This window comes from Pedobacter jaeyakensis (assembly GCF_054461315.1).
On the sequence record NZ_CM136921.1, the window covers coordinates 943,586 to 966,816 of the forward strand.

Here is a 23,231-nt window from a genome sequence, read left to right on the forward strand (position 1 = left end):
TGTTAAATTAGCACTTTTTTTTACGTGGTTGCAATCCCGCTATAAAAATAGCATCGCAAATCAGTCCACTTGACGCGGCTAAATTACTATATATATTTAAATTAGTCAAAAAATATCGATTATTTTGCGGAGTATTAAACGAACGCATTTGTCCAGATCCAACATTCTATTTGTTATTAATCCCATCTCTGGTGGGAAAAATAAAGACAAAATTCCTGCATTAATTGAAAAGAGATTAGACAACACCAGGTTCGTAGCCAATTACAGTTTTACGGAATATGCCGGTCATGCTGCTGAAATTGCAGAAGAGGCGGCAAATAAAAGCTTTGATATTATTGTGGCCGTTGGAGGTGATGGAACTATTAATGAAGTTGCCTCAGTGGTGTTGAAACACAATAAAGTACTTGGTATTATCCCTTTTGGTTCGGGAAATGGCCTTGCCAGGTTTTTAAAGATTCCGCTAAAACCGGCTGGCGCGATAGATCTTATCAATCATTATCAGGTTGCAACAATCGACAGTGGGTTATTTAATGGCAAGGGATTTTATAATATGGCGGGTTTAGGCTTTGATGCCTATATCAGCTCCGTATTTGCTGGTGATAAATCCAGGGGGTTGACAGGGTATTTAAAACTTGGTTTAAAAGAGGTATTGAATTATAAAGCGCAAATTTACCACCTTAACATAGATGGAATTGATTATACGTTTAAAGCTTTCCTTATCAGTATTGCAAATTCTTCACAATATGGAAACAATGCCCACATATCTCCGAAAGCATCTGTGACAGATGGATTGTTAGATATTTGTATCGTAAAGGAATTTTCCATGTTTAAGTTGCCGTTACTTGCCTACGAGATGATTAGTGCGGTTACAGATAGATCTAAGATGGTACAAATTATAAAAGGTAGAAAAGTGAAAATAAAGAGGGTAGAGGATGGGCCTATCCATATAGATGGAGAACCATTTTTTATGGGAAAGGAAATTGAGATATCAGTTTCTCCATTGTCGCTAAACATTATAGTTCCTTAATAAATTGATTATGAAACCAAAAAAAAAGACTTTAAGTGACCTTGGTGGCATTATGTATTCTACAGATCCGTCTTTTTCTTATGAAGAAGAGCATGATGAGATGAGTTTGCCAGTTGCCAATAATCAACAAGATTTAAGAGTATCACTGGATAAAAAGAACCGGGGTGGAAAAGCTGTAACTTTAGTTACTGGTTTTCGTAGCAGTGATGAGGAGATTGAAAAATTGGGTAAGATGCTGAAAACAAAATGCGGCGTTGGCGGATCAGCCAAAGACGGTGAAATATTAGTTCAGGGGGACTTTAGGGATAAAATAGTAGATCTACTTCTAAAAGAAGGATTTAAGGTTAAGAAGGCTGGTGGATAAATTAAGCGAACGATCGTCTTGGGCTTTGCGTGAACTATGTGGAAAAGTGTATAAAATGTATTTTTTTTAGGTAAAAATTTGCATTTCAGTTTTTTTTTAGTTTTAATTGTGAAAGATTGTCTCAGCGATGTGGCAATCTTTTTTAATTATACAGTATTACCAACGGGGAGAACGGCTTAAGAAACGAATTGGATACATAACTATTATTTAATTTGGAATTTAAATCAAAGTTATAAATTTGTTATTGCAACAATTGTTTCTGATAGTCGTTGTGTGTATTACAGAATAATAATCTAATTTTAAAAAACAAAGTACTAAAAACTAAAAACTAAAAAAAAAATGGCAAACGCACCAAAACCAGTAACAGTGAAAAAAGAGAGCTCTTCTTCGGCTTCAAATTTATTTGCAACGTTAACTATTCCAATTTGTATCATCATTGGAATTTGTATCTACAAGTTTATACTTGGAGATCCTACCAACTTTATTGATGATAACGCAGAGAATTTACCAAAAGTAGGTAACTATGCAGGTATGGCTTACAAAGGTGGTTTCATCGTTCCAGTCCTTATGGGTATGTTATTGATGGTAATCGTATTTTCTGTTGAACGTTTAATTGTAATCAGCAAAGCAACTGGAAAAGGAAGCTTAGATGCGTTCGTAAAAAAAGTTCAAGGATTCTTGAATTCTAACAACATTGAAGCGGCTGTTGCAGAATGTGATAAACAACAAGGTTCTGTTGCTAATGTTATCAAATCTGGTTTGAAAAAATACCGTGAAATGGAAACTGAAACCAACATGGATACAGAACAAAAATGTTTAGCAATTCAAAAAGATATTGAAGAAGCTACAACACTTGAAATGCCAATGTTAGAGCAAAACTTAACCGTAATTGCAACTTTGGTATCTGTAGGTACATTAACAGGTCTATTGGGTACTGTAACAGGTATGATCAAGGCGTTTGGTGGATTGGCTAACTCTGGAGCTCCAGATCAGGCTGCACTTGCAACTGGTATCTCTGAGGCACTAATCAATACAGCAACTGGTATCTCGACTTCAACTTTTGCGATTATCATGTATAACATCTTAACATCTAAGATTGATAAATTGACTTATGCAATTGATGAAGCAGGTTTTAGCATCATCCAAACTTACGCTAGTACGCATAAATAAAAAATAATGAATTTTTTTTTACCGGCTTTATGGAAAACCGGAAGAATTAACATCATTAGTAAAAACAATAAGTAATTTTTAAAATTATGCCAAGAGCAAAGGTTCAAAGAAAGAGTACTTCGATCGATATGACCGCCATGTGCGACGTATCCTTCCTGTTACTTACTTTCTTTATATTAACAGCAACAGCACGCCAGCCTGATCCTTTGGAGGTTAAAATCCCAACATCAACGTACAAGTTTAAAGTACCAGATGTGGATATCGCCATACTCTCAATTGGAAAAGGAAAGGTTTTCTATGAAGTGATAGGAAAGGATGTCAAGATGGCCACGCTTGACAAGATGGGTGAGCGTTATAAGATCAAATTCACGCCTGAACAAAGAGAGCGTTTTGGAGTTGTGGGTGCATTTGGAGTTCCAATCGCAAGCCTTCCAGCTTTTATAGATATGAGTGCTGAAGAGCGTACAAAGTATCTTAAAACAACAGATGGTATACCTGTGGATTCTACCAATAATCAATTATCTGAATGGTTGTTACAATCACGTAACTCAGTTGCGGAATTACACCAGGCTCAAATGCGAGTTACGATTAAAGGTGATTCGGAAGAAGAATATCCTGTTGTTAAAAAGATCGTGGATATCCTTCAGAAACAAAAAATTAACAAATTTAGTTTAATTACATCCACCGAATAAGGCGGTGCCAGATAAAAAAATACTATGGCAGAATTAGATACCTCCAGCGGGGGGGCAAAAAAGGCGGTAAGGTAAGAACCAAGAAGGCAAGCACCAAGGTCGATTTGACCGCGATGGTGGATCTTGCATTCTTATTGATTACTTTCTTCATGCTAACAACCTCCCTGTCTAAACCAATTGCGATGGATATCGCCAAACCGGATCAGGAAGATAACGACGTTAAATTGGAGCTGCGTGCTTCTGAGACCATGACAATTTTGTTGGGTAAGAAAAACAAAGTAGCATGGTACATGGGTGAAGCTGGTAAAAGCCAGCCGAATATAGAAGGCTTTGCAGATGTTAGAAAATCGATCATAAAGAACAAAGAAGATCTTATGAAAGCAAGAAGAAGGCAATTGATTGTAATTATCAAACCAACTGATGGCGCAAATTATAAGAATTTTGTTGATATTATGGACGAATTGAACATCGCCGGCATCAAGACTGCACCAGCAATCGATGATGTTTATATTCTGGATAGCGAGAAGGAAGCGATGAAAGCCGCCGGAATATTATAAATTATTAAAATTAAATTATTAAGCTATGTTTGGTTCAAAAATAGATTTATTAAATAAGGAATGGCTTGATGTAGTGTTTGCAGGCAAGAACAAAAGCTACGGGGCTTATGAGCTTCGTCAGCAAAGTAGTTCTAACACCGCAAAATCATTACTAATGGCTTCTGCAGTGTTCATACTGCTGTTCCTTTCTCCAAAGATTGCATCCTTGTTTAAGGGATCTGAGCCTGAGGAAAAAGTTGAAAAGCAGGTTGAGGTTGCGATTGCAACTCCTCCTCCTGTGAATCCGGAGACTCCTCCACCGCCACCGGTAGAGCCGCCACCTCCGAAGCAAGATCAGATCAAGTTCCCTCCTCCGATTGTTAAACCGGATGAGTTGGTACGTGAGGAAGATCCCCCAACCATTGAGGATTTGAAAAAAGCAGATCCAGGTCAGAAAACAATGGAAGGTGATCCTGATGCAGATATCGTAATTGCTACTGCAGCAGGTGATGGTCCAAAGCAGGCTGCGGTTGTTGAAGATACCAGGGTTTATGACTTTGTGAGTCTAGAGCAGCAGCCATCTTTCCCAGGTGGTATGGAGAAATTCTATGCTTACTTAAAGAAAACTGTAAAGTATCCGCCAATGGCTCAGGAAAATAATATTCAAGGTAAAGTATTCCTTTCTTTCGTTGTAGAAAAGGATGGTAGCTTAACTGATATTAAAGTGGACCGTAAGTTGGGTGGTGGAACCGATGAAGAGGCTGTAAGGGTTTTGAAAGCGAGTCCTAAATGGATCCCGGGTATACAAAACGGTAAAAAGGTACGTGTTAAATACAACATCCCTATTAGTTTTACACTGTCACAATAAACATGTTTAACTTAAAATCATTTCAACAGAAATCGCCTCAACAGCGATTTCTGTTTATTTTAGGGCTTGTCATGTTTGCTTTTTACCTGGTTTTGGGCTTCGGTTTAATTCTTTGGAAGGACATGCCGATAACCCTTGATCCTAAGTATCGGATCTTGTTAGGGGTTATTCTTATTGTTTATGCCGTGATCCGTTTTTTAAGGTTAATCAATCAAAAAGAAGAATAAATGAAATATTTAACTTTAGCCCTTTTTCTCAGCCTATTCTTTGCTTGCAAAAGCGAAAGGAAAGCAAATGCAGTTGATCCTGCAATGGAGACTAGGACTTCGGGAGAGGTTAAAATTTTGGTTGATGAATCGTTTTCTTCTATAATAGCCGATCAAATTGCGGTTTTCAAGAGTGATTATAAGGATGCCAGATTTACGGTGATTCCAGGAAATGAAGGAAAAATAGTTCCTGCGTTTTTGAATGACAGTGTTAGATTGATCGTTTTATCGCGAATGTTAACTCACGAGGAAGATACTATTTATAGACGAAGAAGCATCGTACCAAAAACATCAAGATTTGCAATTGATGGCATTGCACTAATTACCCATTCCAGTAACCTGGATTCTAACATAACTACGGAACAAGTTATTGATATCCTAAAAGGCAATGCAAAAGACGGTAAGGCGTTGGTATTTGACAATCCCTATTCGAGTACGTTAAGATATTTTATGACGCTTGCTGGCGTCAAGCAGTTGCCCAAATCGGGAGTTTATACTTTGCAGAACAATAACGATGTCATTAAATACGTTGTTGACCATGAAAATTATATTGGTGTGGTGGGTGTGAATTGGCTACTGGCAAATAATTCCAATATGAATGATTATATTGGGAAGGTAAAAACGATGGGCGTTAAAAACCTGAAGGGCAAAAAAGGTGATGACGCATATTATAAGCCTATTCAAACGAATTTGATTAGTGGCATCTATCCTTTCCTGAGAAACGTATATATTATCAACTGCGAGGGCCGGGATGGCTTAGGCACGGGTTTTGCAAATTGGTTAATGAGCCAGAGAGGACAATTAATTGTGTTGAAATCGGGATTAGGTCCACATAAAATGATGCCTAGAGAATTTAACTTGAAGAGTTCCAAGTAAATTTTATATTTGAAAAACTAAATTAACAGTTACAATTTGATGATAATATAATTAAATCGAATTGGTATATTAAGTGAGATAAAACAACGAACCGCGGAACTTACAAATGTGAGTCCATTTAAAATTAAATTGAAGAACCAATGAAAATGACAAAGAAAGCAATAGCCTTAAGTTTAGGTTTAGTAGTGATGGGTTCTGCCGCTTTTGCTCAAAGTTTAGCTGATGCAAAAAAGGCTATAGATGCCGAACAGTACCAAAAAGCGACATCAATGCTTAAAGCGTTGGTAAAATCATCGGCAAAAGCCGAGAACTTTTTTAGCCTTGGAGATGTGTACTTACAAAGAGACTATTTGGACTCCGCAAGAGCAGCGTTTACCCAAGGTGTAACAGCAGATCCAAAATCTCCATTAAATTATGTTGGTTTAGGACATGCTGATCTGATTGCTAACAATGCAGCTTCAGCGAAAACGAATTTCGATAAAGCCATCGAAGTAGCGTCTAAAAAGGATCAAACTCCGTATTTATACATTGGTAAGGCCTATTTAAGTTTAGATAAGCCAGATTTTGCGGCAGCACTTCCAAATTTGCAAAAGGCTGATGAGATAGATGCTAACGATAAAGATCCTGAAACGTTTCTTGCTCTCGGTGACTACTATGCGATGCAGAGAAAAAACTCAGAAGCACTTCAAAAATACATGATGGCCTTGAGTATCAATCAGAATTTATACAGAGCTACTGTCCAAATTGGACGGATGTATAAAGAGTCTAGAGCTTTTTCTGATGCAGAAACGGAATTAAAAAATGTGGTTGCATCAGACGCCAATTACGGTCCGGCTTATAGGGAGTTGGCTGAGCTTTATATGCAATGGGCAAATCAGGAGCCACAAAATTTTGCAGCTAAAGCTGCAGATGCCTTGACAAATTACAAGAAGTATCTTGACCTGACAGACAAGTCTTATGAGTCAAGATTGCGTTATGCACAGTTCTTATTTTATGCAAAAGATTTCCCTACATTGGAAACTGAAACAAGTGAGTTGGCAACCATGAATCCTAATGATTCTAAGAACATGTTTGTTTCGAGGTTAAGAGGTTACTCGGCTTATGAAAATAAGAACTACCCTCAAAGTTTGCAGTATATGAATGAGTTCTTTGCTAAAATGAAGGATACAACACGTTTGATATCTGATGACTATTTGTATCTTGGAAAGGCTCAATTGCAAGCTAAAGAGGATAGTTTGGCTTTAAAGAATATATTGAAAGCGGTACAAATGGATTCTACTAAAGTAGAGGCGCTTGCTGATGTAGCTAAGTCTTTCTATGATGCTAAGAATTGGCCTAAAGCAATATCAACCTATGATGTTGTTAATAAACTTAATCCAAACGGAAAGGGTTCATTGTACAATTATTATTATCATGGTCTTGCTTCTTACTTCTATTACGGACAAGGTTTCAATGCGAAGCAAAATCCATCCAAGGAAATTTTAGTGAAAGGTGACTCATCTTTATCGCATGTGGCTAAAGCATCCCCTGGAACTATCGATGTCTACTTATGGAGAGCCAGAGTGAATAACCTATTAGATAGTGAAACTGAGCCGACAGGTAGAAAATTGCCTTATTACCAGCAGTTCCTGGATTCTGCTGAAGCAAGAGTAGCAAAAGCAGTACAACCAGCTCCTTCTTCAAAAAGTATGATTGAAGCATATAACCAAATTGCGGGTTTCGCTTCCTATAAGGATGATAAGGAAAAAGCAAAATTGTATTGGGAAAAATCACTAGCCCTTGATCCTGCAAATGCGACAGCTGCTGAAGGAATCAAATCGTTAACTGCGCCTGCTCCAAAAGCACCAGCTAAAAAGAAATAATATAAATTGAACAAAAGAAAAAGGCAGGGTTGTTATCCTGCCTTTTTCTTTTAATTTTGCGTCAGAATTAATCAATATGGAAACTAAAAGTGCAGCGGTAGATTTTCTGCCTATCATATTTCAAATTGTTGTAGCATTAGGGTTTGTGGTAGTTACGCTGATTGCAACTCACTTCCTTGGCCCAAAAAGGAAAACAGCAGATAAGTTATCGACATTTGAAGCGGGTGTTAAAGTTGTAGGTAATGCTCGTCAGCCCTTCTCCATCAAGTATTTTCTTGTAGCGATCCTTTTTGTTTTATTTGATGTTGAAGTGATCTTTATGTATCCTTGGGCAGTTAATTTCAGGGAGCTCGGCATGAATGGAATGATTGAAATGTTCATCTTTATGGGTACACTCTTGCTTGGCTTTATTTATGTATTGAAGAAAAAGGCCCTGGACTGGAATTAATCTATTTAGATTGTTTCTAAATGATTGATGCCTAATTCATTTGGCTTCAAAATATTGTAAATTTGTGGTTCATTCTCTACAGGAATGAGCCTTTTTCGTTTTGTATTATGAGTAACATCAATATAGTAGACGCGCCTCCAGGCATTGAAGGATCTGGTTTTTTTGCAACCTCTCTTGATAAGGTGATTGGCCTGGCACGTTCACATTCATTATGGCCTTTGCCATTTGCTACTTCATGTTGTGGTATTGAATTCATGGCAACCATGGGTTCTCATTATGATTTTGGAAGGTTCGGATCTGAGAGATTGAGTTTTTCTCCTCGCCAAGCCGATTTATTGATGGTTATGGGGACTATTGCAAAAAAAATGAGTCCAGTCTTAAAGCAAGTGTATCTTCAAATGGCAGAGCCTCGTTGGGTAATGGCCGTTGGTGCTTGTGCATCAAGCGGAGGTATATTTGATACGTACTCAGTTCTGCAGGGTATTGATGAAATTATTCCTGTGGATGTATATGTTCCTGGTTGTCCACCGCGACCAGAAGCCATTCTGGATGGCTTTGGCAAGATTCAGGAATTGGTTAGAAATGAATCGGGCAGAAGACGAAATTCAGATCAGTACAAAGAAATGTTGGCATCATACGGTATATTATAATGGCTGAAGGAACCAATCATGAATTGATCGTATCGCTAACTGAGAGATTTGGCGATAAAATAATCGGTGTAAATGAGCCTTATGGACTTTTAACTTTTGAAACTCATAAAGATATCATACTGGATGTACTTAGTTTTTTGAAGAACAATGGTCCTGTAAAATTTAATTTCTTAACTGATATTACTGCGGTACATTACCCAGAAAAGAAACATGGAATTGCTGTTGTATATCATTTGCACAGCATGGTTAGCAAAGTACGAATCCGGGTTAAGGTATTTATCGATGAGCACCAACCTAATATCCCCACAGCGACGAATCTCTGGAATGCTGCAAACTGGATGGAACGAGAAACTTATGACTTATTCGGAGTTAAGTTTGATGGTCACCCAGATTTAAGAAGGATTTTAAATATGGATGAATTAGGTGTTCATCCGATGTTGAAGCAATACCCATTGGAAGATCCAAATAGAGTAGATAAAAAAGACGAATACTTTGGTAGATAAGAATTATGAATCACAATCAACCAGTATATACAGATAACGATCCACAGAATGAGCTGGTCACCCTAAACCTAGGACCTACTCATCCTGCAACGCATGGTGTTTTTCAAAACGTGATTCAGCTAGATGGAGAACGTATAGTAAGTGGTGTTTCAACGATTGGCTACATCCATCGCGCATTTGAGAAAATTGCGGAACACAGGCCTTTCTATCAGATCACTCCATTAACCGACAGGTTAAATTATTGCTCATCTCCAATTAATAATATGGGGTGGCACATGACTGTTGAAAAACTGCTTAATATCAAAATGCCAAAACGTGTTGATTACTTGAGGGTAATTATCATGGAGCTTGCGCGTATATCGGACCATATCATATGCAATACAATTATTGCTCAGGATACAGGTGCTACTACTACTTTCTTATACCTTTTTCAGTTCAGAGAACATATTTACGAAATCTATGAGGAGATTTGCGGTGCGAGGTTAACTACTAACATTGGCCGGATCGGTGGTTTTGAGCGTGACTTTAATGAAATCGCTTTTACTAAGATCAATAAGTTCCTGAAAGAATTCCCCGTTGCATTAAGGGAGTTTGAAAGTTTGCTTAACCGTAACCGTATTTTTATAGACCGTACAGCAAAGGTGGCAGAGGTGTCTGCTGAACAGGCATTGGATTTTGGATGGACTGGTCCGCTGTTGCGTGCTGCAGGCGTCGATTACGATGTACGTGTTAGTGATCCTTATTCTTCTTATGAAGATTTTGATTTTGAGGTGCCAGTGGGAACCAGCGGTGATATATATGATCGCTATTTAGTTAGAAACGAAGAGATGTGGCAGAGTGTTAAGCTGATCGAGCAAGCGCTGGAAAAGATTAAACATGAACCATCAGGAATATTTCATGCCGATGTACCAGAATTTTATCTGCCTGCAAAAGAGGAAGTATATAATAATATGGAAGCCTTAATCTATCACTTTAAGATAGTAATGGGTGAGATTGACGCGCCGAAAGCAGAAGTTTATCACTCAGTTGAAGGGGGTAATGGGGAGTTGGGATTTTACCTTATAAATGATGGGGGAAGAACGCCTTATCGTTTACATTTTAGACGACCTAGTTTTATTAATTATCAAATGTTTGCTCCTATGAGTAAAGGCATGCTGTTGTCAGATGCAATTATCAACATGAGTAGCATGAATATTATTGCAGGAGAATTAGATGCTTAAAGTAGAAGAACAACAACCTGTAGAATTTTCGCCGGCTCTTGCAGAGAAGTTTGGTGAAATTGTTAAAAGATATCCTGAAGGAAAGCACAAGTCTGCTTTGCTTCCCATTTTACATGAAACTCAGGCCGAATTAGGCTGGCTGAGTCCGAATGCAATGGATAAGGTAGCGTCCTATCTTAATATTCAAAGCATTGAAGTTTATGAAGTAGCTTCATTTTACAGCATGTACTTTTTAAGGCCGCAGGGTAAGTATGTGATGGAGGTTTGCAGAACTGGACCTTGTTGTTTGGTTGGTGCGGAAAAGATTATGAATCATCTGGAGCAATCTCTTGGTGTAAAAGAAGGCGAAGTTACGAGCGATGGGCTATTTAGCTGGAGAGGTGTGGAGTGTTTAGCAGCATGTGGCTATGGTCCTGTCTTACAAATTGGCCCTGAGTACACTTTCTATGAGAACCTTACTGAGCAAAAGGTTGATGAATTGATTAACGATTTACGCAATAGATAATGGGACGGAAGCTGTTATTAGAACACATAAATGTACCCGGTATAAATACACTTGAGGTCTACCGCCAAAAAGGTGGCTACCGTGCCGTGGAAAAAGCATTAAAGACGCTTACCCCTGACGAAGTTGTAGAAGAGGTTAAGAAGTCTGGCTTGAGAGGTCGCGGTGGCGCAGGTTTCCCGACTGGAATGAAATGGAGTTTCCTCGCCAAACCGGAAGGAGTTGCCAGGTATTTGGTATGTAATGCAGATGAATCTGAGCCCGGAACTTTTAAAGATCGCTATTTAATGACTTATATCCCTCATGCGCTTATTGAGGGAATGATTGTTTCTAGTTTTGCTCTTGGAGCAAACACCTCATACATTTATGTTAGAGGAGAAATGATGCCTCAAATCCGCATATTGGAGAAGGCAATTGCTGAAGCAAAAAACGCTGGGTTTTTAGGTAAGAATATTTTAGGTTCAGGTTATGACCTCGAGCTTTATGTTCAGCCAGGTGGTGGTGCTTACATCTGTGGAGAAGAAACTGCGCTTTTAGAATCCTTGGAAGGCAAACGCGGCAATCCAAGAATTAAACCTCCATTCCCAGCCATTGCAGGTTTATATGGCTGCCCAACCGTAGTAAACAATGTTGAATCTATTGCTGCTGTGGTTCCAATTATTAACGACGGTGGAGAAGAATATGCCAAAATTGGAATCGGCCGTAGTACTGGCACCAAACTTATATCAGCTTCTGGTAACCTTGTGAAGCCAGGAGTTTATGAAATTGAGTTGGGATTGCCTGTTGAGGAATTTATCTACTCAGACGAATGGTGCGGAGGTATTGCAAATGGAAAGCGGTTGAAGGCTACGGTAGCTGGAGGTTCTTCTGTTCCGATTTTACCTGCAAATCTTACACTGAAACTGGCCAATGGCGATTCGAGGTTGATGAGCTATGAGTCTTTATCTGAAGGCGGATTTGCAACTGGTAGTATGATGGGGTCTGGTGGATTTATAGCCTTTGATGAAGATCAGTGCATCGTTAGAAATACATGGAATTTTTCCAGATTTTATCATCATGAAAGTTGTGGACAATGTTCACCTTGTAGGGAAGGTACTGGTTGGATGGAAAAGGTATTGCATAGGTTGGAATATGGACATGGCAAGATGAGTGACATAGACCTGTTGGTGGATGTTTCTAAGAAAATAGAAGGAAATACAATTTGTCCGCTCGGTGATGCAGCTGCATGGCCAGTTGCAAGTGCGATCAGACATTTTAGGGATGAATTTGAATGGCACGTGAAAGAGCCGATCAAATCATTAGAAACAAATTATGGTTTAGCAAACTATGCTGAACCAATTGCTAAAGCAGAAGTTACGACAGGAAATTAACAATCATGAGTGATAAAGTTAAGGTAACCATAGACGGGATAACAGTAGAAGTAGCACCCGGTACAAGTATTCTAAATGCTGCAAGACAAATTGGAGGAGACATCGTGCCACCTGCAATGTGTTATTATAGCAAGCTTGAAGGAAGCGGTGGGAAATGCCGTACCTGTATTGTTAAGGTAAGCAAGGGTTCAGAAAAAGATCCAAGACCAATGCCAAAGCTTGTGGCCTCTTGCCGCACTACCGTGATGGATGGGATGGAAGTGCAGAACATCACTTCACCTGAAGTGATTGAAGCAAGAAGTGGTGTTGTAGAAATGTTGCTGATCAACCATCCACTTGATTGCCCGGTATGTGACCAGGCGGGAGAATGTGATTTGCAAAACCTGGGCTATGAGCACGGTTTGCAAAAGACCAGATACGAATTTGAGCGCAGAACTTTTGAAAGAATAGATATAGGCGATAAAATACAGCTACATATGAACAGGTGTATATTGTGTTATCGTTGTGTATTTACAGCTGATCAGATCACCAACAAACGCGTTCACGGAATTTTAAACAGAGGAGATCATTCTGAAATCTCTACTTATATTCAAACCGCTGTAGACAATGATTTTTCTGGAAATGTTATTGATGTTTGTCCGGTAGGCGCATTGACGGATAAGACTTTCAGGTTTAGAAACAGGGTCTGGTTTACAAAGCCAATTGATGCCCACAGAGATTGCCCTACGTGTAGCGGAAAGGTTACGTTGTGGTATAAGGGAGCAGATGTACTAAGAGTGACTGCCCGTAAAGATATTTATGGAGAAGTTGAGGAATTCATTTGTAATACTTGTCGCTTCGATAAGAAAAAGACCGACGACTGGGTAATTGAACATCCTACGCATATTAGCGATGCGTCGGTGATCGCATCTAATCACTATGAAACGCTTAAGCCACTTCCAGTTATTCAAAATAACCCGCAGTTGCAGCAAGCAAATAAAGTTGAACTAGAAAAAACAGCCAAATTCTAATGGATATAGCTTTCGTTATAGAAAAATTTGTACTTGTTACCATCATATTTGCCATTAGCTTATTGATAGCCATGTACTCCACATATGCGGAAAGAAAGGTTGCCGCTTTTTTACAGGATAGACTCGGGCCTGATAGAGCTGGCCCATTTGGGATATTACAGCCGTTAGCTGATGGTGTGAAGATGTTCATGAAGGAAGAGATTATCCCGACCAATGCAAGCAAATGGTTATTTATGGTGGGGCCTGGATTGGCTATGTTAACGGCCTGCATAGGTACGGCGGTTATTCCATGGGGAAGTGCTATCGCTATTGGGGATAGAATTGTACCATTACAGGTGACGGATATCAATGTTGGTATACTTTATATTTTTGGTGTAGTTTCTCTTGGTGTTTATGGAGTTATGATTGGTGGCTGGGCATCTAATAATAAATACTCTTTGTTAAGCGCAATCAGGGCAGCCTCTCAAAATATCAGTTATGAGATAGCAATGGGTTTATCGATTATTGCCTTGCTTTTGGTTACCAATACGATGAGTCTAAAGGAAATCGTCGAGCAACAGCATGGATGGCATTGGAATATTATTTATCAACCTCTGGGCTTTTTAATATTTATTATTTGCGCATTTGCAGAAACCAACCGTGCGCCGTTTGATTTGCCGGAGTGCGAAACTGAGCTAATTGGGGGGTATCATACGGAATATTCTTCTATGAAACTTGGGTTCTATTTGTTTGCAGAATACATAAATATGTTTGTTTCCTCTGCCGTAATGGCTACGCTATATTTTGGGGGCTATAACTACCCTGGAATGGATTGGGTGTTGCTACATACTGGCCCTGCTATTGGACCATTGATAGGTACTTTGGTGTTTTTTATTAAGATATTTGCTTTTATCTTTTTCTTTATGTGGGTGCGCTGGACTATCCCTCGTTTCCGCTATGATCAATTGATGCATTTGGGCTGGAAGGGTTTAATTCCACTGGCTATAGCAAATATCATTATCACAGGAGTAGTGATTGCCATAATTGAAAAGTTTTAACGATCCGCAATGCGGTATAATAAGGAGGTTTAATGGAACCATTAACCAGTAAGAAGAAAGTATTAGAACAGAAGCCCCTCACGTTTGCAGAGCGCATGTATCTTCCTGCAATTGCAAAAGGGTTATCTGTAACAATAAGCCACCTTTTTAAAAAGGAGGCAACTATCAGGTACCCGGAAGTTCAGAGAGAATTTTCTACCAATTTTAGAGGCATGCACTCTCTAAAAAGGGACGAAAATGGTAAGGAACGTTGTACTGCATGTGGACTTTGTGCACTTTCGTGTCCGGCAGAGGCGATTACGATGATTGCAGCTGAGCGTAAGCCAGAAGAAAAAGACCTTTATAGAGAGGAAAAATACGCAGCGGTTTATGAGATTAATATGCTTCGCTGTATATTTTGTGGTTTATGTGAAGAGGCCTGCCCTAAAGAAGCAATTTATTTGGACGGACCAATCGTTCCTTCAGATTACTTGCGTAAAGATTTCATTTATGGTAAGGATAAACTGGTTGAACAACCGCTAACTAGCATATAAATGGGAGTGTCAGTATTTTATTTCGTTGCCACATTGAGCGTCATTTTTTCATTGATGGTAATTTTTGCAAAGAACCCGGTACATAGCGTTTTATACCTAATTCTAACATTCTTTACGTTCACTATACATTATATTTTACTTAATGCGCAGTTCTTAGCGGTGGTAAATTTTATCGTGTACATGGGAGCAATTATGGTGCTTTTCCTTTTTGTACTGATGTTGTTAAACTTAAACAAGGACAATGAGCCTTTGAAATCTAACATGGTGAAAATTGTTGGAGTTATTGCAGGGTGTTGTCTAGTGGTTACTTTGATAGGTTCTTTAAAAGCTACTTCCATATCAGATCCTGTTATTTTAAGAAATCCTAATCTTGGGTTATTAAAAAACCTGGGTAAAGAATTATTCGGACCGTTTATGTTGCCCTTTGAATTGTCTTCAATACTGTTGTTAACAGCGATGGTTGGAGCTGTATTGTTAACCAAAAAAGAAAAAATATAGTGCAGAATATTACTCAGGAATTGCAAGGTGTACCACTTAATCACTATATCTGGTTAAGTGCAATAATTTTCACGATTGGTGTTGTGGGGGTATTAACCCGCCGTAATGCTATAGTGATATTTATGTCGGTAGAGTTGATGTTAAATGCAGTAAATCTATTGTTAACTGCTTTTTCGGTACATAGTAATGACCCATCCGGACAGGTTTTTGTGTTTTTTATTATGGCTTTGGCTGCTGCTGAAGTCGCCGTAGGCTTAAGTATAATTGTAATGGTTTACAGAAATACGCAGTCGATTGATATCAATGTGTTGAATCGCCTTAAATGGTAATTAAGAATAAGTTATAAGATGATCATAGATTTAGTTTGGCTGGTTCCATTAATCCCCTTCATTGGTTTTATCATCAATGGTCTGGGTAGGAATACATTTTCAAAGGGCCTCATCGGTTTTATTGGAAGCGGCGTAATATTCATTTCTTTTTTAATTAGCCTTGCCATATTTTTTCAGTTAGGCGCTGATCCGGTTAAGTCGCACGAGGTGTTTTTATTTGATTGGATCTCTGCAGGTTCTTTGAAGATACCATTGTCTTTCCTTGTGGATCCGCTAAGTTCAGTCATGTTGTTGATTATAACTGGTGTTGGGTTTCTTATCCATATCTATTCTACTGGATACATGCATGAGGATGATGGCTTTGGGAAGTTTTTTAGCTATCTGAATCTTTTTATATTTTTCATGCTACTGCTTGTCCTTGGATCTAACTATATCGTCATGTTTATTGGATGGGAAGGGGTAGGGTTGTGTTCTTATCTACTGATCGGATTTTGGTACACCAATAGTAGCTATGCTTCTGCCGCTAAGAAAGCTTTCGTTATGAATCGAATTGGTGATCTTGGATTCCTGCTTGGTGTATTCTTTATATTTACCACGTTTGGAAGTATTGAGTTCTCAAAAATATTTCCGCAAGCTTCCACTATGATGCCAGGCAATGGTACGATTACGCTTATTGCGTTATTGTTATTCATTGGTGCATGTGGTAAATCTGCGCAATTACCATTGTTTACCTGGTTACCAGACGCGATGGCTGGCCCAACTCCGGTTTCTGCGCTGATTCACGCCGCTACCATGGTAACAGCGGGTATTTACATGATCACTAGATCTAACATATTATTTGACCTCGCACCGTTGGTGCAGCACATTATTGCTGTTGTCGGCTTAGCGACGGCCTTTATTGGTGCATTGATTGCTTTGACTCAGACAGACATCAAAAAAGTCCTGGCGTATTCAACTGTCTCCCAATTAGGTTACATGTTCCTGGGCTTAGGTGTTGGCGCTTATGATGGCGGGTTTTTTCATGTGATAACGCATGCATTTTTCAAGGCACTGCTCTTCCTTGGTGCTGGTTCGGTAATTCATGCGATGCATCACGAGCAAGATATGAGACATATGGGCGGACTTCGTAAAAAGCTTCCTATAACTTTCATTACAATGCTTGTAGGAACTTTGGCGATTGCCGGTTTACCGCCTTTTTCCGGTTTCTTCTCAAAAGACGAAATATTAGCACATGTCTACGAGCATAATAAGTTGATGTGGGTAATTGGTGTTGCCACCGCATTTTTGACGGCTTTCTACATGTTTAGAATGCTGTTTTTAACTTTCTTCGGGAAGTACAGGGGAACCCATCATGCTGAAGAGAAAATTCATGAATCACCTAAATCGATGACCATCCCCTTGATCATTTTGGCAATTTTATCTGCATTTGGCGGTTTTATTGGTATCCCTGAAGTACTTGGTGGCCACCATTGGTTATCTCAATGGCTTTCACCAGTGATCGCGCACCATGCAGAAGGCGGAGATCACGCTACAGAATTTATGCTAATGGGAATAACTATTATCGGGGTCTTGATAGCTATAACTATAGCGTATGGTAAATATGTTAAACAAAATCATGTTCCAATTCCAGACGAAGCAAAGAGACCGCTTCTTGTAAACCTGTCATACAATAAATTTTATATTGATGAAATATATGACGCCGTTATACGTAAGCCACTTGATTTGCTTTCTACTTTTTTCTATAAAATAGTGGACAATAAAATAATTGACGGAATCGTAAATGGTTTAGGCTGGGGGACTTCGGAGGCAAGTAAAGGGCTAAGACTTGTGCAATCTGGAAATGTCGGTTTTTATATTTTCATGATGGTGATAGGAATCATCTCAATGTTATTGTATACTTATTTATCATTATAAAAGACAGTTCACAACGAAATAATGGAACAACTTTTACTACTTCTTATATTCTTACCATTAGTCGGAGCACTGGTAACTGCATTTTCAGGTAAATCTGCCAAATATGTAGCACTGATATCGGCACTGGCTTCTGTAACAGTTACTATTCTTGTGCTTTGCAGTTTTACTCCTGATGCATCAACGCAGTTCGTTATAAACTATCCATGGATCCAGCAATTAGGAATCAATTTTCACGCTGGTATTGATGGAATAAGTATCATAACCATTTTGCTGACCAATGCATTAATACCGTTAATTATATGTTCAGCTTATCAGCATGAGTATAAAAATTCAGCTTCATTCTTCGCGTTGATCTTGTTTATGCAAAGCGGACTTATCGTTGTCTTTACGGCGCTTGACGCTTTTCTGTTTTATATTGGTTGGGAGGCTGCGCTAATCCCTATCTATTTCATTTGTGCGATATGGGGAGGAAAAGATCGTATAAAAGTAAACATGAAGTTTTTTGTATACACAATAGCAGGATCACTTTTCATGTTATTAGGTATTATATATCTATATCTTCAAAATCCAGCTAATAACTTCGATATCGCTGCATTTTATAGTCTCGGACTAGACAGCGTTCAACAAGGATGGATATTTTGGGCCTTTTTTATCGCATTTGCTATCAAGATGCCAATTTTCCCGTTCCATACCTGGCAACCTGATACCTATACCCAAGCTCCTGCAGCTGGTACAATGTTATTGTCTGGTATTATGCTTAAGATGGGTATTTATGGGGTGATCAGGTGGTTGTTGCCTATTGTACCTCTTGGAGTACAGGATTGGGGACAAACGGCCTTTGTATTATCGGTAATCGGCATAGTCTACGCGTCTATTATTGCTTTTATGCAGAAAGAAGCCAAACGATTAGTCGCCTATTCATCAATAGCGCACGTTGGACTCATCAGTGCAGGGATATTTGCACTAAACATTCAGGGAATGCAAGGAGCAATGATCCAAATGCTGAGCCATGGCGTTAATGTTATTGGGTTGTTTTTCGTCATTGACATTATATCCAGCAGGATGCAAACAAATAAGATTAGCGATTTGGGTGGTATTGCAAAGCAAGCACCTAAGTTAGCCATAACGTTTTTGATCATCGTCTTAGGAACGGTTGCTTTGCCTGGAACAAATGGTTTTATTGGCGAGTTTCTATTGTTGATGAGTGTCTATCAATTCAGTATTTGGGGAGCCGTTTTTGCTGGCTTAACAATTGTATTTGGAGCGGTTTATATGCTTAGAATGTATCAAAATGTGATGTTGGGTAAAACTAACGAGCTTACTATTAGCTTTACTGACATTAAAGGATCAGAACAAGCCGTTCTTTACATCATTTGCATACTGATTATCATAATTGGTGTTTATCCAAAGCCAATTATGCATTTATCTGAGGCAGCTGTGCAACAATTAATAAATCAAGTAACACAAAAATTAACATTGGGAATCTAAGCAAATGAATATCATTATAACAATAGCTGTTACAGCTCTGGTGGTGCTTTATGCGGGTTTATTCAAAGCGAAGAAAGCGCTATTGCCAATCACTATTATTGGCTTGCTTATCTCTTTAGGTTTTGTGGTATGCTCTTGGAACGGCAACATTTCGTATTATAATATGATGCAAATGGATAATTTTGCATTGGCTTTTTCTGCAGTAAGTATTGTTGGAACCCTGTTTATCTTCTTGCTTACCCAGAATTATTTTGCTGAAAATAGCGAGAATATTGCAGAATATTTTACACTTATTCTGTTTTCGCTTTCTGGAATTCTAATCATGGTTTCGTATCAGAATATGTCGATGTTATTCATCGGTCTTGAAATTATGTCTGTCAGCCTCTATATTCTGGCAGGTATTCGCAAGAACGATTTTGGCAGCAATGAGGCGTCGCTTAAATACTTCCTCATGGGCGCATTCTCAACTGGCTTTCTGTTGTTTGGAATAACACTTATTTATGGTGCAACTGGTTCGTTCGATTTGCACACCATCAACCAATATTTAGTTGGAAATTACCGTGAAATTTCCCCGATGTTTTATCCAGGTGTGATCTTATTATTGATTGGCTTGAGCTTTAAAATAGGTGCTGCGCCATTTCACTTTTGGACTCCAGATGTTTATGAAGGTGCGCCTACATTGATTACAACATTTATGTCTACAGTGGTTAAGACAGCAGGCTTTGCTGCATTCTTAAGGCTATTTGCTGGTACTTTTGCACCATTGCATGATTTCTGGCTTCCACCGCTCATAGTTATCGTCTGTTTAACTCTATTTATAGGTAATGTCACCGCGCTGTTTCAAAAGAATTTCAAGAGAATGCTCGCATATTCTAGTATCTCTCACGCCGGTTATCTGTTATTTTCATTAATAACCATATCCAGTGCTTCTTCAAACAACGTATTGGTGTATGCTTCTGCTTATACGTTTGCAAGTATTATCGCGTTCGCAGTGTTGATATTGGTAAAGCAAAAGATTGGCAGCGATCATTTTGATAGTTTTAACGGACTAGCAAAACGTAATCCGTTAACAGCATTTGTACTCACTGTGGCCATGTTGTCCTTAGCGGGGATTCCGCTTACGGCAGGCTTTATCGGTAAGTATCTGATGTTCTTAAATGTGATGGGTGATTATCAGTTTTATTTAGTAGGATTTGCCATTTTGAATGCTTTGGTTGGATTTTACTACTACTTCAAGGTTATCGTTGCGATGTACTTTAAAGAGGGACCTGAAGTTGACCTTAATACGCCTGTTCAATACAAAATAGTGCTACTGTTTTCGCTTGTAATTACCGTGTTTTTAGGGGTTTATCCTGCCGTAATTTTAAATTTGATATAATGAGTTCTATTGATAATTATTTGTAGTTTTACGAATAATTGAAATATGCAGGATTTCTGGACTTCATTACAACATTTCGTTGACCCCGAAAAATTACTCCGAGAGGGTGGTTTCTACGTTGTGATGTTTGTTATTTTTGCCGAAACGGGACTATTCTTTGGTTTTTTTTTGCCGGGCGATTACCTTTTGTTTTTAGCGGGAATGTTTGTCGCTACGGGCAAGCTTGATGTCAATATTTACGTGATGATTCTTGGACTGGTGATCTGTGCGGTTTCCGGGAATTTTACTGGTTATTGGTTTGGGCGAAAAGCCGGACCAATGCTTTACCAACGGAAGGATTCCTTTTTTTTTAAGCAGAAATATTTAAAAGCGGCAGAGGAGTACTATAACAAGCAAGGTGCATTTGCCCTTATTATGGGAAGGTTTGTTCCAATAGTAAGAACTTTCGCGCCGATTTTTGCAGGTGTTGTTAAGCTTGAATTTAAAAAATTTGCATTTTATAGCATTACAGGTGGGATTTTATGGATAACCTCCCTAACTTTGCTAGGATATTTCCTTGGAAAGCGATTTGAAAAAGAAATAAATGATTATTTATTATATATAATAATAGGTTTCATTGTTGTTACCACTATACCACTACTGATTGCATTTGTAAGAAAGAAGGTGGTTAAAAACAATGATGAAGAAACGATTAACACTGAACAATAACAATGAGTAACTACGAAACCCATCCTTGGCATAGCGTTTCTCCGGGAGAGAATTTACCCGAAATCGTTAATGCTATCATCGAAATCCCTAAAGGCTCAAAAGCGAAATACGAAATTGATAAAGATTCAAATCTTATCAAGTTAGACAGAGTACTATTCTCTTCAGTAATGTATCCGGCTAATTATGGCTTTATACCACAGACATATTGCGACGATAACGACCCGCTCGATATCCTGGTACTTTGTTCGGTTGACGTATATCCAATGACTATAATTGAAGCAAAAGTTATTGGTGTAATGCATATGGTTGACAATGGCGAGCAGGACGATAAGATCATCGCAGTCGCAAAAAATGATATGTCTGTAAACTATATCAACGATCTGGCAGACCTTCCTCCTCATACAATGAAAGAAATTGTTAAATTCTTTCAGGATTATAAGGCTCTGGAAGAAAAACAGGTAACCATTGAGCACCTGCTTGGAGTTAGGTACGCGCACAAAGTGATACAGGAAAGTATTGAGCTGTACGATAAAAAATTTAGGAAATAAATTTAATGATTTTAAACTCTGTTTGTTTGTTTGTGATTGCGTCTGTTAACACGTACTTGCCAGCGTCAACTCTATCTCTGGCTGCTGCTGCAGTCGACCCTCAGACCGGTTCTGTTGGGTGGCGGTTGATCCTTGCGCTATTTCTGGTGCTGCTTAATGGATTTTTTGTTGCTGCAGAATTCGCAATTGTTAAAGTGCGAGCTTCTCAAATAGAGATAAAAGCAAAATCTGGCAGTCGTGTGGGCAAGATGGCTAAGAACATCGTGCACAACTTAGATGGTTATCTTGCCGCTACACAGCTTGGGATTACCCTCGCTTCACTTGGCTTGGGTTGGGTTGGTGAGGATGTGATGCATACCATTTTTCAAAACATGTTTATCGGGTTTAACCTCAATGTAAGCCAGGCATTCATACATTCTGCCTCTACAGTTGTTGCTTTTTCACTGATCACTGTAATGCATATTGTGTTTGGAGAGCTAGCTCCTAAATCGCTTGCCATACAAAGGCCGGTAGCAACTACACTATTTGTTTCCGTACCATTACAGATCTTTTATGTTGTCTTTAAGCCGTTTATCTGGACGCTTAACAGCCTCGCTTCAATCATTCTGAAACCTTTTGGTATCAACACTGCAGGGGGACATGAATCTTTGCACAGTAATGAGGAGTTGCAATATCTACTTGATCAGGGAAAAGAAAGTGGTGCGCTTGAAGATAATGAGCATGAACTTATTAAAAATGTATTCGATTTTAATGAGCGTGTAGTAAAAAACATAATGGTTCCCAGAACCAAGATATCTGGTATTGAACTGAACACTTCAAAAGAAGAGGTTGTAGAGATCATCATTGGAGAAGGTTATTCACGCATGCCGGTCTATGATGAGATTATCGACAAGATTATTGGTATTGTGCACGCCAAAGATGTTCTTCCTCTACTTGCAGGAAACAAAGAATGGGCATTGAGTGACATCATCAGAAAGCCTTATTTTGTCCCAGAAACCAAAAAAATAAATGATCTGCTAAGTGAACTCCAGCAAAAAAGAATTCAAATTGCCATTGTGATTGACGAGTTTGGAGGAACAGCAGGAATGGTAACGCTTGAAGATATTGTTGAAGAGATTGTAGGCGAGATACAAGACGAGTATGATGAAGAGAAGCCTACAGTTGAGAAGGTGTCCGAGACCGAGTTTATCATTAATGCATATGCTACTGTATATGACGTTAATGAGCACCTGCCTCATGATCTTCCAGAAGATGAAGATTTTGATACTGTTGGTGGTCTGGTTTCACATGCATTTGGGAAGATTCCTGAAGTGGGTGATAGTGAAGAATGCTACGGCTACCTTTTCACGATTTTAAAGAAAACTGAACAGAATATTGAAACCATCAAGCTTGAGCTTGTCATCAGCAAAGCTGATATGGTGGATACCCACTAAT

At 38.8% G+C, this 23,231-nt stretch carries 26 protein-coding genes; all 26 read left to right on the top strand.

Features of this window, described 5'->3' with window-relative positions; genetic code table 11:
* Nucleotides 1-148 precede the first annotated feature (148 nt).
* Nucleotides 149-1,027 carry a diacylglycerol/lipid kinase family protein gene (locus ACXZ1K_RS04365; RefSeq protein WP_458972157.1) on the top strand — a complete coding sequence of 293 codons (879 nt, stop codon included), beginning with the start codon at nucleotides 149-151 and terminating at the stop codon, nucleotides 1,025-1,027.
* A gap of 10 nt (nucleotides 1,028-1,037) precedes the next feature.
* Nucleotides 1,038-1,391: a translation initiation factor gene (locus ACXZ1K_RS04370; RefSeq protein WP_458972158.1), complete on the top strand. Its 354-nt coding sequence runs from the start codon at nucleotides 1,038-1,040 to the stop codon at nucleotides 1,389-1,391.
* Nucleotides 1,392-1,730: 339 nt separating this feature from the next.
* A complete protein-coding gene (locus ACXZ1K_RS04375) occupies nucleotides 1,731-2,561 on the top strand; it encodes a MotA/TolQ/ExbB proton channel family protein (RefSeq protein WP_458972159.1) in 831 nt (276 codons plus the stop codon).
* An 86-nt stretch (nucleotides 2,562-2,647) separates the two neighbouring features.
* On the top strand, nucleotides 2,648-3,253 hold the full coding sequence (locus ACXZ1K_RS04380) for an ExbD/TolR family protein (RefSeq protein WP_458972160.1): 606 nt from the start codon (nucleotides 2,648-2,650) through the stop codon (nucleotides 3,251-3,253).
* A gap of 113 nt (nucleotides 3,254-3,366) precedes the next feature.
* Complete coding sequence (locus ACXZ1K_RS04385) at nucleotides 3,367-3,810, top strand: ExbD/TolR family protein (protein ID WP_458972161.1); 444 nt, start codon at nucleotides 3,367-3,369, stop codon at nucleotides 3,808-3,810.
* Nucleotides 3,811-3,835: 25 nt separating this feature from the next.
* Entirely contained in the window at nucleotides 3,836-4,657 is an 822-nt protein-coding gene (locus tag ACXZ1K_RS04390; RefSeq protein ID WP_458972162.1) for an energy transducer TonB, read from the top strand.
* Between the two features lie 2 nt (nucleotides 4,658-4,659).
* Nucleotides 4,660-4,884, top strand: a complete 225-nt coding sequence (locus ACXZ1K_RS04395) for a hypothetical protein (RefSeq protein ID WP_458972163.1) — start codon at nucleotides 4,660-4,662, stop codon at nucleotides 4,882-4,884.
* Entirely contained in the window at nucleotides 4,885-5,799 is a 915-nt protein-coding gene (locus ACXZ1K_RS04400; RefSeq protein WP_458972164.1) for a substrate-binding domain-containing protein, read from the top strand.
* A 140-nt stretch (nucleotides 5,800-5,939) separates the two neighbouring features.
* Nucleotides 5,940-7,661, top strand: a complete 1,722-nt coding sequence (locus tag ACXZ1K_RS04405) for a tetratricopeptide repeat protein (RefSeq protein WP_458972165.1) — start codon at nucleotides 5,940-5,942, stop codon at nucleotides 7,659-7,661.
* Nucleotides 7,662-7,737: 76 nt separating this feature from the next.
* Nucleotides 7,738-8,109 (top strand): NADH-quinone oxidoreductase subunit A, encoded by a 372-nt coding sequence (locus ACXZ1K_RS04410; protein WP_458972166.1) that lies wholly within the window; start codon nucleotides 7,738-7,740, stop codon nucleotides 8,107-8,109.
* A 107-nt stretch (nucleotides 8,110-8,216) separates the two neighbouring features.
* A complete protein-coding gene (locus ACXZ1K_RS04415; RefSeq protein ID WP_458972167.1) occupies nucleotides 8,217-8,759 on the top strand; it encodes an NADH-quinone oxidoreductase subunit B in 543 nt (180 codons plus the stop codon).
* Nucleotides 8,759-9,262, top strand: a complete 504-nt coding sequence (locus ACXZ1K_RS04420; RefSeq protein ID WP_458972168.1) for an NADH-quinone oxidoreductase subunit C — start codon at nucleotides 8,759-8,761, stop codon at nucleotides 9,260-9,262. The genes ACXZ1K_RS04415 and ACXZ1K_RS04420 overlap by 1 nt, the downstream gene beginning before the upstream one ends.
* Nucleotides 9,263-9,267: 5 nt before the next feature.
* Nucleotides 9,268-10,482, top strand: coding sequence for an NADH-quinone oxidoreductase subunit D (locus tag ACXZ1K_RS04425; RefSeq protein ID WP_458972169.1), 1,215 nt, complete (start codon nucleotides 9,268-9,270; stop codon nucleotides 10,480-10,482).
* Nucleotides 10,475-10,987: an NADH-quinone oxidoreductase subunit NuoE family protein gene (locus ACXZ1K_RS04430; protein ID WP_458972170.1), complete on the top strand. Its 513-nt coding sequence runs from the start codon at nucleotides 10,475-10,477 to the stop codon at nucleotides 10,985-10,987. The genes ACXZ1K_RS04425 and ACXZ1K_RS04430 overlap by 8 nt, the downstream gene beginning before the upstream one ends.
* On the top strand, nucleotides 10,987-12,354 hold the full coding sequence (nuoF, locus tag ACXZ1K_RS04435; protein ID WP_458972171.1) for an NADH-quinone oxidoreductase subunit NuoF: 1,368 nt from the start codon (nucleotides 10,987-10,989) through the stop codon (nucleotides 12,352-12,354). Before ACXZ1K_RS04430 ends, nuoF begins: the two co-directional genes overlap by 1 nt.
* Nucleotides 12,355-12,359: 5 nt before the next feature.
* Nucleotides 12,360-13,364 carry an NADH-quinone oxidoreductase subunit G gene (locus ACXZ1K_RS04440; protein ID WP_458972172.1) on the top strand — a complete coding sequence of 335 codons (1,005 nt, stop codon included), beginning with the start codon at nucleotides 12,360-12,362 and terminating at the stop codon, nucleotides 13,362-13,364.
* Entirely contained in the window at nucleotides 13,364-14,401 is a 1,038-nt protein-coding gene (nuoH, locus tag ACXZ1K_RS04445; RefSeq protein WP_458972173.1) for an NADH-quinone oxidoreductase subunit NuoH, read from the top strand. Before ACXZ1K_RS04440 ends, nuoH begins: the two co-directional genes overlap by 1 nt.
* 32 nt (nucleotides 14,402-14,433) lie before the next feature.
* Nucleotides 14,434-14,934: a NuoI/complex I 23 kDa subunit family protein gene (locus tag ACXZ1K_RS04450; RefSeq protein ID WP_458972174.1), complete on the top strand. Its 501-nt coding sequence runs from the start codon at nucleotides 14,434-14,436 to the stop codon at nucleotides 14,932-14,934.
* The gene (locus tag ACXZ1K_RS04455; protein WP_458972175.1) at nucleotides 14,935-15,432 is read left to right on the top strand and encodes an NADH-quinone oxidoreductase subunit J family protein; all 498 of its coding nucleotides are present in this window, start codon (nucleotides 14,935-14,937) and stop codon (nucleotides 15,430-15,432) included. It abuts the gene before it with no gap.
* Entirely contained in the window at nucleotides 15,432-15,761 is a 330-nt protein-coding gene (gene nuoK, locus ACXZ1K_RS04460) for an NADH-quinone oxidoreductase subunit NuoK (protein WP_458972176.1), read from the top strand. The genes ACXZ1K_RS04455 and nuoK overlap by 1 nt, the downstream gene beginning before the upstream one ends.
* Nucleotides 15,762-15,782: 21 nt before the next feature.
* On the top strand, nucleotides 15,783-17,675 hold the full coding sequence (nuoL, locus tag ACXZ1K_RS04465) for an NADH-quinone oxidoreductase subunit L (protein WP_458973234.1): 1,893 nt from the start codon (nucleotides 15,783-15,785) through the stop codon (nucleotides 17,673-17,675).
* Nucleotides 17,676-17,696: 21 nt separating this feature from the next.
* Complete coding sequence (locus ACXZ1K_RS04470; protein ID WP_458972177.1) at nucleotides 17,697-19,163, top strand: complex I subunit 4 family protein; 1,467 nt, start codon at nucleotides 17,697-17,699, stop codon at nucleotides 19,161-19,163.
* Between the two features lie 4 nt (nucleotides 19,164-19,167).
* A complete protein-coding gene (locus ACXZ1K_RS04475; protein ID WP_458972178.1) occupies nucleotides 19,168-20,541 on the top strand; it encodes an NADH-quinone oxidoreductase subunit N in 1,374 nt (457 codons plus the stop codon).
* A 45-nt stretch (nucleotides 20,542-20,586) separates the two neighbouring features.
* Nucleotides 20,587-21,249, top strand: a complete 663-nt coding sequence (locus tag ACXZ1K_RS04480; RefSeq protein ID WP_458972179.1) for a DedA family protein — start codon at nucleotides 20,587-20,589, stop codon at nucleotides 21,247-21,249.
* A gap of 2 nt (nucleotides 21,250-21,251) precedes the next feature.
* Entirely contained in the window at nucleotides 21,252-21,797 is a 546-nt protein-coding gene (locus tag ACXZ1K_RS04485; protein WP_458972180.1) for an inorganic diphosphatase, read from the top strand.
* Between the two features lie 5 nt (nucleotides 21,798-21,802).
* Nucleotides 21,803-23,230: a hemolysin family protein gene (locus ACXZ1K_RS04490; protein WP_458972181.1), complete on the top strand. Its 1,428-nt coding sequence runs from the start codon at nucleotides 21,803-21,805 to the stop codon at nucleotides 23,228-23,230.
* Nucleotide 23,231: the final 1 nt, after the last annotated feature.

Coding starts and splice junctions, on each gene's coding strand:
- ACXZ1K_RS04480 (WP_458972179.1), top strand. CDS start 20,587: ATGCAGGATTTCTGGACTTCATTACAACATTTCGTTGACCCCGAAAAA.
- ACXZ1K_RS04430 (WP_458972170.1), top strand. CDS start 10,475: ATGCTTAAAGTAGAAGAACAACAACCTGTAGAATTTTCGCCGGCTCTT.
- nuoH (WP_458972173.1), top strand. CDS start 13,364: ATGGATATAGCTTTCGTTATAGAAAAATTTGTACTTGTTACCATCATA.
- ACXZ1K_RS04395 (WP_458972163.1), top strand. CDS start 4,660: ATGTTTAACTTAAAATCATTTCAACAGAAATCGCCTCAACAGCGATTT.
- ACXZ1K_RS04375 (WP_458972159.1), top strand. CDS start 1,731: ATGGCAAACGCACCAAAACCAGTAACAGTGAAAAAAGAGAGCTCTTCT.
- nuoF (WP_458972171.1), top strand. CDS start 10,987: ATGGGACGGAAGCTGTTATTAGAACACATAAATGTACCCGGTATAAAT.
- ACXZ1K_RS04490 (WP_458972181.1), top strand. CDS start 21,803: ATGATTTTAAACTCTGTTTGTTTGTTTGTGATTGCGTCTGTTAACACG.
- ACXZ1K_RS04455 (WP_458972175.1), top strand. CDS start 14,935: ATGGGAGTGTCAGTATTTTATTTCGTTGCCACATTGAGCGTCATTTTT.
- ACXZ1K_RS04470 (WP_458972177.1), top strand. CDS start 17,697: ATGGAACAACTTTTACTACTTCTTATATTCTTACCATTAGTCGGAGCA.
- ACXZ1K_RS04385 (WP_458972161.1), top strand. CDS start 3,367: ATGGTGGATCTTGCATTCTTATTGATTACTTTCTTCATGCTAACAACC.
- ACXZ1K_RS04405 (WP_458972165.1), top strand. CDS start 5,940: ATGAAAATGACAAAGAAAGCAATAGCCTTAAGTTTAGGTTTAGTAGTG.
- ACXZ1K_RS04400 (WP_458972164.1), top strand. CDS start 4,885: ATGAAATATTTAACTTTAGCCCTTTTTCTCAGCCTATTCTTTGCTTGC.
- ACXZ1K_RS04415 (WP_458972167.1), top strand. CDS start 8,217: ATGAGTAACATCAATATAGTAGACGCGCCTCCAGGCATTGAAGGATCT.
- ACXZ1K_RS04425 (WP_458972169.1), top strand. CDS start 9,268: ATGAATCACAATCAACCAGTATATACAGATAACGATCCACAGAATGAG.
- ACXZ1K_RS04370 (WP_458972158.1), top strand. CDS start 1,038: ATGAAACCAAAAAAAAAGACTTTAAGTGACCTTGGTGGCATTATGTAT.
- ACXZ1K_RS04475 (WP_458972178.1), top strand. CDS start 19,168: ATGAATATCATTATAACAATAGCTGTTACAGCTCTGGTGGTGCTTTAT.
- ACXZ1K_RS04380 (WP_458972160.1), top strand. CDS start 2,648: ATGCCAAGAGCAAAGGTTCAAAGAAAGAGTACTTCGATCGATATGACC.
- ACXZ1K_RS04420 (WP_458972168.1), top strand. CDS start 8,759: ATGGCTGAAGGAACCAATCATGAATTGATCGTATCGCTAACTGAGAGA.
- ACXZ1K_RS04410 (WP_458972166.1), top strand. CDS start 7,738: ATGGAAACTAAAAGTGCAGCGGTAGATTTTCTGCCTATCATATTTCAA.
- ACXZ1K_RS04485 (WP_458972180.1), top strand. CDS start 21,252: ATGAGTAACTACGAAACCCATCCTTGGCATAGCGTTTCTCCGGGAGAG.
- ACXZ1K_RS04440 (WP_458972172.1), top strand. CDS start 12,360: ATGAGTGATAAAGTTAAGGTAACCATAGACGGGATAACAGTAGAAGTA.
- ACXZ1K_RS04450 (WP_458972174.1), top strand. CDS start 14,434: ATGGAACCATTAACCAGTAAGAAGAAAGTATTAGAACAGAAGCCCCTC.
- ACXZ1K_RS04390 (WP_458972162.1), top strand. CDS start 3,836: ATGTTTGGTTCAAAAATAGATTTATTAAATAAGGAATGGCTTGATGTA.